At 71.8% G+C, this 13,562-nt stretch carries 13 protein-coding genes and 1 tRNA gene; 10 read left to right on the top strand and 4 right to left on the bottom strand.

The window, feature by feature from the left end; all coding sequences use genetic code 11:
• Nucleotides 1-74: 74 nt before the first annotated feature.
• Nucleotides 75-596, bottom strand: coding sequence for a pyridoxamine 5'-phosphate oxidase family protein (locus IE195_RS01470; RefSeq protein ID WP_191267064.1), 522 nt, complete (start codon nt 594-596; stop codon nt 75-77).
• 179 nt (nt 597-775) lie between these two features.
• Between IE195_RS01470 and IE195_RS01465 the strand changes: the two genes are divergently transcribed.
• The 5 genes from IE195_RS01465 (at nt 776) to IE195_RS01445 (ending at nt 7,965) form a co-directional block, all read left to right on the top strand.
• Nucleotides 776-1,948: a DNA polymerase III subunit delta' gene (locus tag IE195_RS01465; RefSeq protein WP_191267054.1), complete on the top strand. Its 1,173-nt coding sequence runs from the start codon at nt 776-778 to the stop codon at nt 1,946-1,948.
• 74 nt (nt 1,949-2,022) lie between these two features.
• Entirely contained in the window at nt 2,023-3,594 is a 1,572-nt protein-coding gene (locus IE195_RS01460; RefSeq protein ID WP_191267051.1) for an alpha/beta hydrolase, read from the top strand.
• A 94-nt stretch (nt 3,595-3,688) separates the two neighbouring features.
• A tRNA-Thr gene (locus IE195_RS01455) sits at nt 3,689-3,761 on the top strand.
• A 436-nt stretch (nt 3,762-4,197) separates the two neighbouring features.
• A complete protein-coding gene (locus IE195_RS01450; RefSeq protein WP_191267049.1) occupies nt 4,198-7,533 on the top strand; it encodes a right-handed parallel beta-helix repeat-containing protein in 3,336 nt (1,111 codons plus the stop codon).
• Nucleotides 7,534-7,611: 78 nt separating this feature from the next.
• Complete coding sequence (locus tag IE195_RS01445; RefSeq protein ID WP_191267047.1) at nt 7,612-7,965, top strand: hypothetical protein; 354 nt, start codon at nt 7,612-7,614, stop codon at nt 7,963-7,965.
• Between the two features lie 81 nt (nt 7,966-8,046).
• Here IE195_RS01445 and IE195_RS01440 read toward each other — a convergent pair whose 3' ends face one another.
• Entirely contained in the window at nt 8,047-8,202 is a 156-nt protein-coding gene (locus tag IE195_RS01440) for a hypothetical protein (RefSeq protein WP_191267045.1), read from the bottom strand.
• A 119-nt stretch (nt 8,203-8,321) separates the two neighbouring features.
• On the opposite strand from IE195_RS01440, the gene IE195_RS01435 reads away from it, so the two are divergent.
• Together IE195_RS01435 and IE195_RS01430 are read left to right on the top strand one after the other, a co-directional pair.
• Nucleotides 8,322-8,567, top strand: a complete 246-nt coding sequence (locus IE195_RS01435) for a hypothetical protein (RefSeq protein WP_191267043.1) — start codon at nt 8,322-8,324, stop codon at nt 8,565-8,567.
• A gap of 73 nt (nt 8,568-8,640) precedes the next feature.
• Nucleotides 8,641-9,030 carry a hypothetical protein gene (locus IE195_RS01430; RefSeq protein WP_191267040.1) on the top strand — a complete coding sequence of 130 codons (390 nt, stop codon included), beginning with the start codon at nt 8,641-8,643 and terminating at the stop codon, nt 9,028-9,030.
• A 25-nt stretch (nt 9,031-9,055) separates the two neighbouring features.
• Here IE195_RS01430 and IE195_RS01425 read toward each other — a convergent pair whose 3' ends face one another.
• Complete coding sequence (locus tag IE195_RS01425; protein ID WP_191267038.1) at nt 9,056-9,616, bottom strand: hypothetical protein; 561 nt, start codon at nt 9,614-9,616, stop codon at nt 9,056-9,058.
• A gap of 551 nt (nt 9,617-10,167) precedes the next feature.
• On the opposite strand from IE195_RS01425, the gene IE195_RS01420 reads away from it, so the two are divergent.
• Both IE195_RS01420 and IE195_RS01415 read left to right on the top strand, forming a co-directional pair.
• Nucleotides 10,168-10,473 carry a hypothetical protein gene (locus IE195_RS01420; RefSeq protein WP_191267034.1) on the top strand — a complete coding sequence of 102 codons (306 nt, stop codon included), beginning with the start codon at nt 10,168-10,170 and terminating at the stop codon, nt 10,471-10,473.
• 61 nt (nt 10,474-10,534) lie between these two features.
• Nucleotides 10,535-11,122: an RNA polymerase sigma factor gene (locus IE195_RS01415; protein ID WP_191267031.1), complete on the top strand. Its 588-nt coding sequence runs from the start codon at nt 10,535-10,537 to the stop codon at nt 11,120-11,122.
• 132 nt (nt 11,123-11,254) lie between these two features.
• Here IE195_RS01415 and IE195_RS01410 read toward each other — a convergent pair whose 3' ends face one another.
• The gene (locus tag IE195_RS01410) at nt 11,255-11,779 is read right to left on the bottom strand and encodes an inorganic diphosphatase (protein WP_191267028.1); all 525 of its coding nucleotides are present in this window, start codon (nt 11,777-11,779) and stop codon (nt 11,255-11,257) included.
• Nucleotides 11,780-11,855: 76 nt separating this feature from the next.
• Between IE195_RS01410 and dacB the strand changes: the two genes are divergently transcribed.
• Complete coding sequence (gene dacB / locus IE195_RS01405; protein ID WP_191267024.1) at nt 11,856-13,211, top strand: D-alanyl-D-alanine carboxypeptidase/D-alanyl-D-alanine endopeptidase; 1,356 nt, start codon at nt 11,856-11,858, stop codon at nt 13,209-13,211.
• The last annotated feature ends 351 nt before the right edge of the window (nt 13,212-13,562 follow it).

The following is a 13,562-nucleotide window of genomic DNA, read 5'->3' as shown; positions in this document are numbered from 1 at the left end:
ACGGCGGGAGGGGCTCTTCCCACCAGGGGAGGAGCCCCTCCCGCCGTACGTGGTGCCGGTACGGTTCCCACCGCTCAGGGGAACGTGTAGCGGGTCTGGCTGAACACGGGCGCCTTGCCGAAGGCGAAGGCCTTCGCCGGGGTGACCCGGACGACCAGGACCGCGTTCTCGCGCACGGAGTCGCCGAGCCCGTACCAGGTGCCGCCCTCGGCGGTGACGGCGGTGCCGTACTTGTGTTCGTAGGCCTCAGCGATCCGGTCGAGTCCGGCCGGATCGTCCACCGGGGCTCCGGTTCCCTCGACGATGACGTCCGGGCCGCCCTCCAGCCGGTTGTCCCCAGTGCTCATGGCGCAGTGCGGGTTCGCCGCCAGGTTGAGCGCCTTGCGTTCCTCCCGTCCGGTGCAGAAGCAGACGGAGCCGTTCACCCACACGCCCAGCAGGGGCACTGCGTGGGGTCGGCCGTCGGGGCGCACTGTCGTCACCCAGTACAGGGGCGCGTCTGTCAGGACCGCGCGGGCCCGGCCCCAGGGGACCGGGGGAGCTCCGGTGCTGCTGAAGTCCGGGCAGACGTCGGTCACGGGTGTCGGTTCACTCATGGGGACTCCTTCCCTCCACGGGAACGGACCCGTCGAGGGGACGAAACTCATCGCCCCGCCGCCGGACCCGTCCGCGGTCGGCGCGGTCAACGGGGGAGAGGGCCTGTGGAAAACGGTTCGGGTGTCATCGGGGGCTCCTATCCTGGGAGCAGACATTCCACGCGGCTCGGGGGGCAAGCTTGACGGTCTTCGACGACCTCGTCGGCCAGGATGCGGCGAGCGCACAGCTGAACCGCGCCGTCGCCGGCGCGTCCGACCTCCTCGCCGGCGGAACCGGCGCAGGGATGACCCACGCCTGGCTGTTCACCGGGCCCCCGGGGTCCGGGCGGGAGGAGGCCGCGCGGGCCTTCGCCGCCGCCCTGCAGTGCCGGGACGGGGGCTGCGGGCACTGTGACTCCTGCCACCAGGTGCTGACCGGAACACACCCCGACATGCTCTACGTGCGGCCCAGCGGCCTGAGCTTCGGTGTGGCCGCCACCCGTGACCTCGTGCTCCGCGCCGGCTCCAAACCCTCCGGCGGCAACTTCCGGATCGTGCTCTTCGAGGACGCGGACCGCGCCACCGAGGCCGCCTCCAACGCCCTCCTCAAAGCGGTGGAGGAACCCTCGCCGCGCACCGTGTGGCTGCTGTGCACGCCCACCCCCGACGACCTCCTCATCACCATCCGGTCCCGCTGCCGCCTGGTCACCCTGGCCACCCCCGGCACCCGGCAGATCGTCGACGCCCTCGTCCAGCGGGAGGGGGTGGACCCCGCCGCGGCCGAGGCCGCGGCCCGCGCCGCCGCGGGACGGGTCGACCGGGCCCGGCAGTTGGCCACCGACCCGGAAGCGCGCCGCCGCCGGGAGGAGGTCCTGTCCATCCCGGCCCGGCTCGACGGCCTCGGCGCCTGTGTCACCGCGGCCGCGCGCCTTTACGAGATCGCCGAGGAGGAGTCCAAGGCGCTCACCACAGCCCTCAACGAGAAGGAGAGGAGCGAGCTCAAGGCGGCCTTCGGTGAGGGTTCGACGGGCAAGGGCGTGGCCAGGGCGGTCCGTGGGGCCGCGGGGGCGCTCAAGGACCTGGACGAGCGGCACAAGCGCCGGGCCACCCGGATCAAACGGGATTCCTACGACCGGGCGCTGCTCGACCTGGCCGCCTTCTACCGGGACGTGCTCGCCCTCCAGTTGGGTGCGACGGTGGAGCTGTCCACCGCCGAGCGCTCCGGCGACCTGGACAGGATCGCACGATCCGGTACACCGGAGTCCACGCTCCGCCGGATCGACGCGATCATGGCCTGCCGGGAGCGGATCGCGGCCAACGTCCACCCGCAGATCGCCATGGAGGCGATGACCTCCGCACTCCTGTCCGGCTAGGGGTCGGGGCTCGGCCGGGGGTCGGCCCCCGGGAGAATGGTCCGGCTACGGGATTCGAGCGAAGGCGGTTACGGGTGGGCACGAGGGTTCGGGGTCCGTTGGCGGTACTGCTCGTCGGGGCGGTGCTGGTCTCCGGGTGTACGGCGGGTGAGGACGCGCCCGAGGGCGGCGGGGGCGGGGTCCGCGCGGACGCCACCGAGCAGGAACTCGTCTGGGAGGATTGCGAGAGCGGCCTTCCCGGAAGCGAGTGCGCGGTCTTCGAGGTGCCGCTGGACTACGAGGACCCCGCCGGTGAACGGATCGAGATCGCGGTCAAACGGCTCCCCGCCACCGGAGACGACGTCATCGGCTCCCTGCTGATCAACCCCGGCGGTCCCGGCGGCTCCGGCTACGACTTCGTCGACCACGCCCCCTACAAGTTCAGCGAGGCGGTCCGCGAGAGTTTCGACGTGGTCGGGTTCGACCCGCGCGGTGTCGGTCGCAGCACCCCGCTGACCTGTCTGGACGCCGAGGAGATCGACGAGTTCCTCGGTGCGGACTACGGCGGTGAGCAGGGTGCCGACGACCTCGCCGACCTCGGCCCCGAGGGGCTGGCCGAGATCGAGGCCGCCAACAGGGCCTTCGTCGAGGCCTGTGAGGAGAACGCCCCCGAGCTGATGCGCAACATCGGCACCGCCGACGTCGCCCGCGACATGGACGTGCTGCGCGGGCTGCTCGGCGACGAGGAGCTCAGCTACTTCGGCGCCTCCTACGGCACGCACATCGGTGCGCGGTACGCCGAGCAGTTCCCGGAACGGGTCCGGGCGCTGGTGCTCGACGGCGCGGTCGACCCCAGCCAGGACCAGTTGAGCGTGAGCGTGGAACAGGCCACCGGATTCGAGACGGCGCTGCGCTCCTTCGTCCAGGACTGCCTGGACAGGCCGGACTGCCCGCTCGGCGGCCCGGGGACCAGCGTCGACGAGGGGATCGCCGCACTGGAGGCACTGTTTGCGGCGGCCGGGGAGGAACCGCTGAGCAACATCACAGGTGACGGCCGCGAGGTCAACCGGGCCCGCGCCGAACTGGGTGTGGTCGCCGCCCTGTACACCGAGAACCGGTGGCCCATGGTGCGGGAGGCGCTCACCGACGCGACGGAGGAGGGCGACGGCACCGGCCTGCTGCTGCTCGGCGACGAGCTGTACGGGCGCGGTGACACCGCCAAGTACGAGAACTCGACCGCCGCGCTCACCGCTGTGAACTGCTCCGACTCGGCCGCGCCCCGGGATGTGGAGGCCTACGCGGAGGCGGCGGCCGACGCGGCCGAGGAATCGCCGGTGTTCGGCCCGATGCTCGCCTGGGGCGCGCTGGCCTGTGCGTTCTGGCCGCAGGAGGCGGTGGCCCCGCCCGGTGAACTCGACGCCGCGGGCGCCGATCCGATCATGGTGGTGGGCACCACGCGTGATTCCGCCACCCCCTACGCCTGGTCCGAGGCGCTCGCCTCCCAGCTGGACTCGGGTTTCCTGGTCACCCGCGACGGCGACGGCCACACCGGTTACCGGATGGGTGACCACTGCGTGGACACGATGGTCGACGAGTACCTGTTGGAGCTGGCGGTGCCCGAGGACGGTATGGCCTGCGCGGACCATCTGGCGGAGGCGGCCGGGTAGGCGCGGCGCCCGGGAGCCCGGGAGACTGGTACGCGCCACTCGGCGGAGGCGTTAGACTGGTTCCTGCTTCGCCACGTGCACCACGTGGTGATGTGCCGCCTTAGCTCAGTCGGTAGAGCGATTCACTCGTAATGAATAGGTCATCGGTTCGATTCCGATAGGCGGCTCAGCCACATCAGGCCCGTCCGGTCCATCCGGGCGGGCCTGACGCGTTCGCGGGGTTCCCGCGGTTCCTGGTCCCCCGCCTCCGGGACGGGCACGACGCCGGAGTCCGGGTGCTCGACGCCAGGGGCCGGGCGACGCCGGCCCGAAACGGCGGCGTGGTCCGAAAGCTCCTAGGAGAGAACGTGACCGGACGGGCTCGGCGGGGGCGGCGGCACCACCGGGGAAGAGGCCTGGGGCGACCGCGCTCCGGATGCTGGGACCGGAGGGCGTCGAAGGGGTATCACGACCGGGAACGACCCGCCGCCCGGGCAGGTTGACCGACCCTGGCCACAGGCGTGTGCGCCGTCCCGGATTCCCGGCGGACGAGGTGGATACGGTACATAGCGCAGACCCTCCGGCGCGGCGCCGGGGCCGCTACCCCCCCTTGGGAGCCGATGGATGATCACAGTCCGCGTCTCGAAGACAGACCCCGCCGCCAGCCCCTCCCTCGGGCAGGCGATCCGGGAACACCGTTATCCGGGGGCGGCCCTGCGCCTGTGCGTGGAGCCCGGTGAGTACGTGGAGTCGCAGGTCATCGGGGTGCAGCGGCGTGTGGTCGTGGTGCCGACCGAGGAAGCCGGGTCGGTGGCGGTCGTGGCGGCCAACGAGACCAACGTGTTCAACGTGCACGCGGGCGGGGAGCTGGAGCTCCACGGGGTCTGGGTGCGGAGCTCCTCGAAGGAGTACCCGCCGGTGTACGTGCAGAAAGGCGCCCGGTTCAAGGCGGACGACTGTGTCTTCACCGCCTCCAGGAGGGTCAACGTGGTGGGCGCCCGCGCCGAGGTGGTCGGCTGCCGGTTCGAGGAGAGCGGACTGCTGTGGGACGGCAGTGAGGGCAGCGTGCGGGACTGCTACTTCGCCGGGGCGGTGATCGCCGTCCAGGGTGATTGCTCGCCGCGGATCAGCGGGACGGTCTTCACCGGTGCCCACGAGGACTGGCACACCCTCTACGTCGCCAACGCCTCCCCGGAGTTCACCGACTGCGCCCTGGTCGACGGGGGCGGCGTCTACGTCCGGGACCGGGCGCGGCCGGAGTTCACGGACCTGCGGATCACCGGGTCCTACGACTGGCCGGTCCGGGTCTACGAGCGCTCCAGGGCGACCTTCACCCGCATGGTGGTGGAGGGTTCCCGCAAGGAGGACACCGACGCCTTCTTCGTTCACGGTGACTCCGAGAGCACGTTGAACGACTGCGAGATCACCGATGCCACCCGCACCGGGGTGGCGATCGAGGGCGGCAGGCTCACCGCCAGGGGGCTGACCCTGCAGGGCGTCGCCGCCGACGCCGTGTTCGTCGACGGTGGCGAGGCGGAGATCACCGACCTCCGGTGTACGCGGATCGGGAAGGCCGCCCTGCTGGTCGCGGACGGGGCCAGGGCCGCCGTCACGGGGATGTCCGTCGCGCAGAGCAGCGAGGAGGAGCGCGGCGCGATCGCCTCGGTCCGCTCCCGGTTCGAGGTGAGCGACCTCCGGGTCAGCCGCTGGCACGGACCGATGGCCATCGTGCTGGGCGGCCGGGGGGTTTTCGAGGACATCGTCGGCCACGACGTGGGCTCGGGAATCCACAGCCGTGAGGACGCCACGATCACGGTGCGGGGCATGGTGCTGCGCGACGCCCGGGAGGACGGCCTGAACATCCTCGACGGCACCGAGATCCAACTCCACCAGGCCGATCTGTCCGACTGCGGGGAGGACGCGGTCTACGTCCAGGGAGGGCACGTCACGATTCGCTCCTCCACCCTGTGCGGGAGCGGGGAGCGCGGTGTCCGGGTGGGTGAGGGCGGGGTCGCCGCGCTGGAGGACACCGCGGTCCGGGACGGTCGGGGCGACGGCCTCATGGTGGAGGACGGCGGTCGGGTGCGCCTGGTGCGGTGCACCGTCTCCGGCAATGACGAGGAGGGCCTGTGGGCGGCCGACAACGCCTCGGTGTACCTGGAGGACACCACTTTCAGCGGTAACCGGGGTGGGGACGGCGACCGGGTCAGCGCCCGGACCGCGGGTGCGGCCGAACCCCCGGGTGGCGGGGCCACGGCTGCGGGTGACGGGGCCCTGCGCGCCCGGTCCCGCCCCCTGGAGGCGCTGCTGGCCGAACTGGAGGGGTTGACCGGGCTGGACGGGGTGAAGAAGGAGATCCGTTCCCTGGTCAACTTCCAGCAGGTGAGCGCGAAACGGGTCGAGGCGGCTCTGCCAGCGCTCAAGGTCAGCCGCCACCTGGTGTTCTCGGGGCCGTCCGGGACGGGGAAGAGCACGGTGGCGCGGCTGTACGGGGAGATCCTGCGTTCGCTGGGGCTGCTCCGCAAGGGCCAGTTCCTGGAGGCGTCACCGGCGGACCTGGTGGCTGAGCACCAGGGCGGGACGGCACGCCGAACCGCGGACCTGGTGGAGCGGGCCCGGGGCGGTGTGCTGTTCGTGAACGGGGCGGATGAGCTGTTGGCGGGGTCCGGCGGCGGGAGGGCCTGCGGGCAGGAGGCCGTCGACACCCTCGTCAGGCTGATGGGGGACCTGCGGGGGGAAGTCGTGGTCGTCCTCGCGGGCGGCTCCGGCCGGATGAGCTCCTTCCTCGAGGAGAATCCGGGGCTGCGGTCACGGGTGGCGCGCATGATCGAGTTCGGGCACTACTCCCCGGAGGAACTCAGCGGGCTCTTCGAGGGGATGGCCGGGGAGCAGGGCTACCTCCTCGGTGAGGGGGTGCACGAGCTCCTGGTCCGGCACTTCGCGGGGCAGCGGCGCGACGAGGCCTTCGGTAACGCCCGGGAGGTGCGGAGGATGTTCGAGGAGGTGCGCCGGGCCCAGGCCGACCGGATCGTGACGGGCGCCTACCAGACGGTGGAGGACCTCACCCGGGTCCTGCCGGCCGACCTGGAGGGTGAGGTGGCGGCGGGGCTCGCCGGGCTCGGGGGCGGGCCGGGCGACGGCTCCCGGGTGGCGGCCCTGTTGGCGGACCTGGACGGCATGGTGGGTCTGACGGAGGCCAAACGTGAGGTGGGGGCCGTCGTGGACCTGTTGTCGGCGGCCCGTCGGCGCGGGTCGGGGCCGTCGCCGCACCTGGTGTTCTCGGGGCCGTCCGGGACCGGTAAGACCACGGTGGCCCGTATCTACGGAGGGCTGTTGGCCGCCCTGGGGGTGTTGGGCCGGGGGCACGTGGTGGAGGCGGCTCCGGAGGACCTGGCGGGGGCGCCGGCGCCCCGGGGGCGGGCGGTACCGCGGCCACGGGCGTTGTTCGAGCGGGCGCGCGGCGGGGTGCTGTTCGTGACCGGGGCCCGTGAGTCCGACGGGGGGCCCGCCGGGGGCCCGGGGAGCGCGCGGGGGGCGGCCGAGACCCTCGTCGGGCTGATGGAGGAGTACCGCGACGAGGTCGTGGTGATCGTGTCGGTCCGTCCCCGGGACACGGCTGGGCTGCTGGCGGGTGATCCGGGGCTGGCCGCACGGTTCTCCCGCACCGTGGATTTCGCCCCCTGTGATCGAGGGGAGCTGGTGGAGATCTTCGCGGGGATGGCCGAGGGCGCGGGCTTCCTGGTTCCGGAGGAGACCCGCGGGAGGTTGTCGGTGCTGGTCGGCGCGGACGTCGAGCGCTTCTCGGAGGGCAACGGGCACGAGGTGCGCGCTCTGTTCGAGGCGAGTGCGACCCGGCAGGCACGGCGGATCGAGGCGGCGGCCCTGGCGGGGGAGGGCCTCGACGTGGCGGAGCTTCAGACGCTGCTGCCCGAGGATGTTCCGGCGGGAGGGCCCGGGTAGGCCGCCCTTGGCGGAATGATTACTCTGCGTGTATCGGTGTTGCGCCTGCCGTGTCCGAAGTATGGGTAGGTGGGCGTTATGAGTCTGATGTTCATGCTGTTTGCCCTGATGGGCGCTGTGATTGTTCTCGGGGGCGGCTCCTACGCTCTGCGCCGCGTCCTCGCCCACATGGAGGAGCGCGTTCCGGTGGCGGAACCGGAACCGCCCCCCGAACCGGTGCCCGACTCCCAGGTGGGCGGCTATGTCCCCGCTCCACGGAACTCCGACGAGCTTCCCGAGGAACTGCGCACGCGGGTGCGCAACCTGCTCGCGCTGGGACGGGACGACGAGGCGGTCCGGCTGGTCCGGGTCCGCCTGGACGGCGATGAGGGGCGTGCCCGCAGGGCCGTTCGGCGCCTGGGCGGCGGAGGCCGTCCGGCTCTGGAGCCCTGAGCCGAAGCAGCCCCGGAACCGGACCGTCCGGAGCGCGGGGCGGGCGACCGGCCGGGGCCCGGACCGGGCCCCGGGCCGGGGTCACAGGCGTTGGCGGTTCTGTAGCCAGCCCCACACCGCGGTCGCGACGAACAGGATGCCGCCGATGACCGCGAGCCAGAACAGTCCCTTGATCACGATGCCGAGGATGGCGAGGATCAGCCAGATCGCGAGCAGGACGAGGATGAAGTAGACCATGGGCGCTCCTGCGTTGTCGGCGTGCTGCGGTCCGACCAGTGACCTACCCTGCCGCCACCTGCCCGAAGCGGACCGGGGCGGGTGTGTGCAGGTGCCGATTTCTGGGGTAGGGGAGGGGCATGAGTCTGGAAGAGGCATCACGACAGCTGGAAGCCGCCATCCACGATGCGCGGGTCTCGTTCGACTGCATCCTGCTGGAGGAGCTGGACCGGGCGCACACCAACGCGATCACCGCCCGCGCCGCCGTGGACGCGGCGGAACAGGCCCTCCGGGTGGAACTGGAGAAGAGGGCGGCCGAGGAGTCCGACACGACCGGGCCGGTCGAGGGGTCGGACGTCTCCGCCGAGTCCGACGGCCCCGGCTGATCGGACGTCCCCGCACGGCCGGGCGGCTCCGTGTCCCGGCACTCGGTATCGAACGTGTTTTCGAATGGCGGGTATGCTGTGGGACATGCCCGATCAGCCCCTGACGTCGGACTGGCCCGCGAGCGTGCACCCGCCCGGGTCGGACTCCTTCGAACAGACGGCCCTGGACTGGCTGTTCGACCAGGTGCCGGCCGACTACCGCCTGCACGGGGTTCTACGGCGCCACCCCGTGGCCCTCTCCCGGTTGGCCCGCCAGTACGTCCTCGCCACCCTGGAGGCGGCCCGGGAGGGGTACCGCACCGCCCGTGTGGACCTACGCGACCATCTGTCACCGCACGCCCTCGACCAGGTCATGAACGCCTACCTCGCCGAGGGGCGGCGCACCGCCGGGGTCCTGCGCTCGGTCGAGGCCGTGGACGGCGCGCTGCGCGCGGCGGCACCGGAACGGTCGGACCATGAGTGAGCGGTCGGTGCGGTGCGCCCCTGGATCAGGCGGTCACCCGGACCAGCACGGCGACCTCGTCACCGGTGTTGACCAGATGGTGGTGGCCCCGGCCGGGGGCGCCGACGTCGCCCACCACGCGGGTCCGTCCCACGGCCAGCTCGGCGGCCGAACGCATCTGGCCGTCGGGGCCGGAAGTGATCAGGTGAGCCTTCCCGCTGACCAGGTGCAGGACCTCCATGGTGTGCGGGCGGCCGGAGCGCGGCGTCGGGCCGGGCACGAAGCTGTTCGGTTCCAGGGCCACGGCGGTCACCCGGAAACGGCCGCTGGCGTGCCGTCGGGCACTGCGGGGCGCGGGCTGCCAGCGTCCGCGCCGGGTCGGCCACAGGGTCGGCCGGCGCAGGGCGGAGGCGGCTCCGCGTGCGGCGGCGACCAGTTGGCCGGTGGTGGGCAGCCGGAGTCCGCCCAGGTGGGCGTAGCCGGAGGGGCGTCCGGCGTCGACCACGTCACCGATCCCGTCCAGGGAGACGGTCGTGGCACGGGGGTGGGGGGCGCGTTCGGTCGGGTCGGGGCGAACGGCGGTCACGGCGGAGGCCTGCTGGGGCATCGTGAGAAGATCCTTCACGTGTACGCGGCCGGGGCTGACGCCAGGGGCCGCGAGGATGTCGTCAGGGAACCCCGGGGGTGCCGGGGCGGCAGGGCCAGTCGCTCCGAACGGGCGTTCGGAGGGGAGAATCACCCTGGTGTAGGCCGCTCGCAGGCCCCTCACACCGGACGGTGGAGGCCGCTCACGGACCGGTCGTGCGGGGTCGGTCGACGAAGACCCCTCGGCTACGACTCAGTGACGACAACACGGACACGCCGCACGGGCCAGGTGGCAGGAGACCCCGGGGGTCGTACGAGCCGTGGCGTCGGTGCGGGTGCGCGGATACATGAAGGTAAGGAGACCAGCAAAGCCGGTGGTGAGTCAAGCGAACGCCGGGAATCGTGCGTGTCGTACCGCTCACCCGCACGTCCGGAACGTGTTGCGGGCGGCGTCCGGTGGTGGTGACATGTGGATCCCGAGAACACGGCGTGTCCGCCGGACCGGGCCCCATCCCCCAGTACAGCCGTAGTGACAGGAGTGGCCGTGCAGCCGTCCGTCCCCAGAGGGCAGCCTTGAACCCGGAGGCCCAGGGGCTGTGGGCACGTGTGCTGGTGCGCGCCCTCGTCGTGGTCACCGCCGGTGTGATGGCGCTCGGCTTCCTGGGGCCCGAGGCGGCGCTGCTGGTGGCCTTCCTGACCGTGCTCACCCACGTGCTCCTGTGGGCGCGGTCACGGTACGCACGGTCCCTGTTCCCCGAACCGGGCCGGGACGCCGGCGGAGAGGGGACCGAGGAGCCGCCCGGGGGACCGGAACCCCCGCAGGGCCCGCAGGACCCAACGGCTCCGGGCCGCCGACACCCCCCGCGCCACTCCGGGTGAACGGTGCGTCTTTCGACAAACCGGAGAGCACCGTCCCGTGCGCGGCGTAGATTCTAGGGCTATGACGGACCAGGATCTTCTGCACGCCCTGCGCTCCGGCCAGACCCCGTCGGCAGACGCGTACGTGCGGCTCCTCGACGCCTACGGAGAGGAGCTGTACCGGCGTTGCATCCTGGTTCTCCGTGACAGGGACGCCGCGCACGTCGTCCTCAGGGACACCCTGATCGCCGCCCACGCGCACATCCGGCGGCTGCCGGACGCCGAACGGCTGGGGGAGTGGCTGCACGCGCTGGCCGAAGCGGAGTGCGCACGACACCGGGCACGCGTGGCCCCCGCGGACGACGCGCCCGCCCTCGCGCTGCCGGAGAGGACGGACCTGGTCCGGATGCGGGTGCTGAAGGCGATGTGCGGCCCCGAACTGGACGGCTACCGAACGCACGTGGCGGCACGGGCCGACCGCTTCGGCCGCGACGGCTTCCCGCTGCCCCCCGACGCCCCGCACGTCTCACGCGGACTGCTGGCCGCGCTGCCCGTCGCCCTCGCCGTGCTGTGCGCGCTCCTGGTGCTCGCGCTGGCCGGATACGCGCTCGCCCGGGACCCCGGACGGGAAGTGGGGGCGGGGGCCTCCCGGAGCACCGGAGCCCTGTGATCCCCCGGGCCTGCCCGCAGAGCCGTCGGAGGCGGCGCGGAGGGTGCTCCGGGCATCGCGGGTACGGCGAAGGCCCGGCGGGAAACCCCTGCCGGGCCCTACGAGACACCGAGACGGGTGTGGTGCTGCCGGTTACTTGCCCTCGCTGGTGATGTGCGATGCGTCACCGTGCGTACCGGCCTCTTCGGCGCGCTTCACCGAGGCGATGATCTCCTGCTCGGCGTCGTGGCGGCCGGCCCAGCTGGCGCCCTCCACGGACTTGCCGGGCTCAAGGTCCTTGTACACGGTGAAGAAGTGCTCGATCTCGAGGCGCTCGAACTCGTTGACGTGGTGAATGTCACGCAGGTGCTCCTGGCGCGGGTCCGTCGCCGGAACGCACAGCAGCTTGTCGTCGCCGCCCGCCTCGTCACGCATGCGGAACATGCCGATGGCACGCGCCCGGATCAGGCAACCCGGGAAAGTCGGAGCCTTGAGCAGGACAAGAGCGTCCAAGGGGTCGCCGTCCTCGCCGAGCGTCCCCTCGACGAAACCGTAGTCGGCGGGGTAGGTCGTGGAGGTGAACAGCATGCGGTCGAGACGGATACGACCTGTCTCGTGGTCCACCTCGTACTTGTTGCGCTCCCCCTTGGGGATCTCGATCGTAACGTCGAATTCCATGCTGATCTCGGCTCCCAATGCGACTAATGTCGCCGTATAACTACAACGTCAGGCCGCGACACCGAAGGAAGGGCAGGTGCCCCGGGTGCGACGGGTACGAGGCGAGGCGTTCCTCGCGCTGGCCCTGCTCAACATATTCGTGCTGATCACTGGGTTCGTCGCCCTGGACGTGATCGAGGCACGGCCGCTTCCGGCGGTGCCCAACCCCGTCACGCACGCCGACGGCGTGGCGGCGGTTGCACCCGCGGCCCCGACCCCGGCGGACCCGGATCGGATCGCGGACGTTCTTGATGATCCCATGTCGGCTTCCGGGCTCGGGGACGGCCTCTCCGGTTACGTGATTGACGGCGCAACAGGACAGACGCTCTTCGAACGGGACGCGGACGCCCCGGTGACCCCGGCGTCGACCACGAAGATCGCCACGGCCGTCACCGTCCTGGACGCCGTCGGCCCCGACCACGTGCTGCGGACCGAGGCCTACTTCGACCCGGCGCAGAACCGCGTGGTGCTACGCGGTGAGGGCGACGTGACGCTGACCGCGACCGCCGACTCCGCAGCTTACCCGCAGGTAGCCACCCTGGAGGAGCTCGCCGAGGACACCGCCTCCGCCCTCGCCGACCCGGGCCCGGACACCGTCTCCGTCGGGTACGACGACTCGTACTTCACCGGACCGGACACCGCGCCCGGCTGGAAACCCAACTACGTCACCGAAGGCAGCACCGCCACCATCCACGCGCTGATGATCGACAGCGGCCGGGTGGACCCGGACGTGTCCACCCGCTCCCCGAACCCGCCCCTCGCCGCCGCGGAGGCCTTCGCCGACCAACTGGAGAAGGCCGGGCTGACCGTCGACGGCACCCCGACCGAGGAGGAGGCCGCCGGCGACCCGGTCGCAGCCGTCGACTCCATGCCCATGCACGCCCTGGTCGAGCACATGATGCTGGCCAGCGACAACAACATGGCCGAGTCCCTCGGCCGGATCGCCGCACTCGAACTGGGGGAGGAACCCGACGCCTCCGGGGCCGCGACCGCCACCCACCGGACGATGGACTCCCTGGGCATCGACGGGGTCAGCCTGTCCGACAACAGCGGCCTGAGCACCGAGAACCGCATCACACCCCGCGCCCTCGTCGAACTGGTCACCACGGCCGCCGAGCAGCCGCGGCTCAACGCGACCATCACGGGCCTGCCCACCGCCCACTCCACCGGAACCCTCGCCGGGCGCTACTCCGAGTACTCCAGCTCCAGCGCCGCAGCAGGAATGGTCCGCGGCAAGACCGGAACCCTGAACGGAGTGAGCACCCTGGCCGGAACCATCCACGACCAGGAGGGCAACGTGTTCGTGTTCGCCCTGATGGCCAACAGCCCAGGCGCCTCCGGGCCCCAACTGGACACCCTGGCGGCCGCACTCAGCCAGTGCGGGTGTTCTTGATCTTTTGGGCCTCCGCTTCGCTTCGGCCCGTGTTCGGGCGCCCAATAAGCCAGGGATTCTTCATCCTCGTCTGCGCCTGGCTCGTTCCTCGCCGACGGCTTGACTCGTCTTGCAGAACCCTGGCGGCGCCCGAACGAAAGAACACCCCCTGGGGTGACGGTGAGTGGGGAGGTGCTTCCCCTGTGGCTCAGGTGGGCGGGAGGGTGCTCCTCCGTGACTCAGGTGGAGGGGAGTTCTCTCGCGGCTGGGTGAGCGGGCCTCGGGGGTGGGATCTCTTTCGGTCCTTCTCGGGGTTGACCCCGGACCTGCCCTGAAATAGAGCCCTGATCCCCGTGCCGCCGGGCTTGGCGT

The organism is Nocardiopsis terrae (assembly GCF_014651695.1).
Taxonomy (GTDB): domain Bacteria; phylum Actinomycetota; class Actinomycetes; order Streptosporangiales; family Streptosporangiaceae; genus Nocardiopsis; species Nocardiopsis terrae.
Note: the sequence above shows the minus strand (reverse complement) of the source record. Positions and strands in the feature narration are given on the sequence as shown.

Excerpts from the sequence above, each read along its gene's own strand:
- IE195_RS01440 (WP_191267045.1), bottom strand. The coding sequence starts at position 8,202 with ATGGTCTACTTCATCCTCGTCCTGCTCGCGATCTGGCTGATCCTCGCC.
- IE195_RS01425 (WP_191267038.1), bottom strand. The coding sequence starts at position 9,616 with ATGCCCCAGCAGGCCTCCGCCGTGACCGCCGTTCGCCCCGACCCGACC.
- IE195_RS01415 (WP_191267031.1), top strand. The coding sequence starts at position 10,535 with ATGACGGACCAGGATCTTCTGCACGCCCTGCGCTCCGGCCAGACCCCG.
- IE195_RS01410 (WP_191267028.1), bottom strand. The coding sequence starts at position 11,779 with ATGGAATTCGACGTTACGATCGAGATCCCCAAGGGGGAGCGCAACAAG.
- IE195_RS01435 (WP_191267043.1), top strand. The coding sequence starts at position 8,322 with ATGAGTCTGGAAGAGGCATCACGACAGCTGGAAGCCGCCATCCACGAT.
- IE195_RS01445 (WP_191267047.1), top strand. The coding sequence starts at position 7,612 with ATGAGTCTGATGTTCATGCTGTTTGCCCTGATGGGCGCTGTGATTGTT.
- IE195_RS01450 (WP_191267049.1), top strand. The coding sequence starts at position 4,198 with ATGATCACAGTCCGCGTCTCGAAGACAGACCCCGCCGCCAGCCCCTCC.
- IE195_RS01430 (WP_191267040.1), top strand. The coding sequence starts at position 8,641 with ATGCTGTGGGACATGCCCGATCAGCCCCTGACGTCGGACTGGCCCGCG.
- IE195_RS01470 (WP_191267064.1), bottom strand. The coding sequence starts at position 596 with ATGAGTGAACCGACACCCGTGACCGACGTCTGCCCGGACTTCAGCAGC.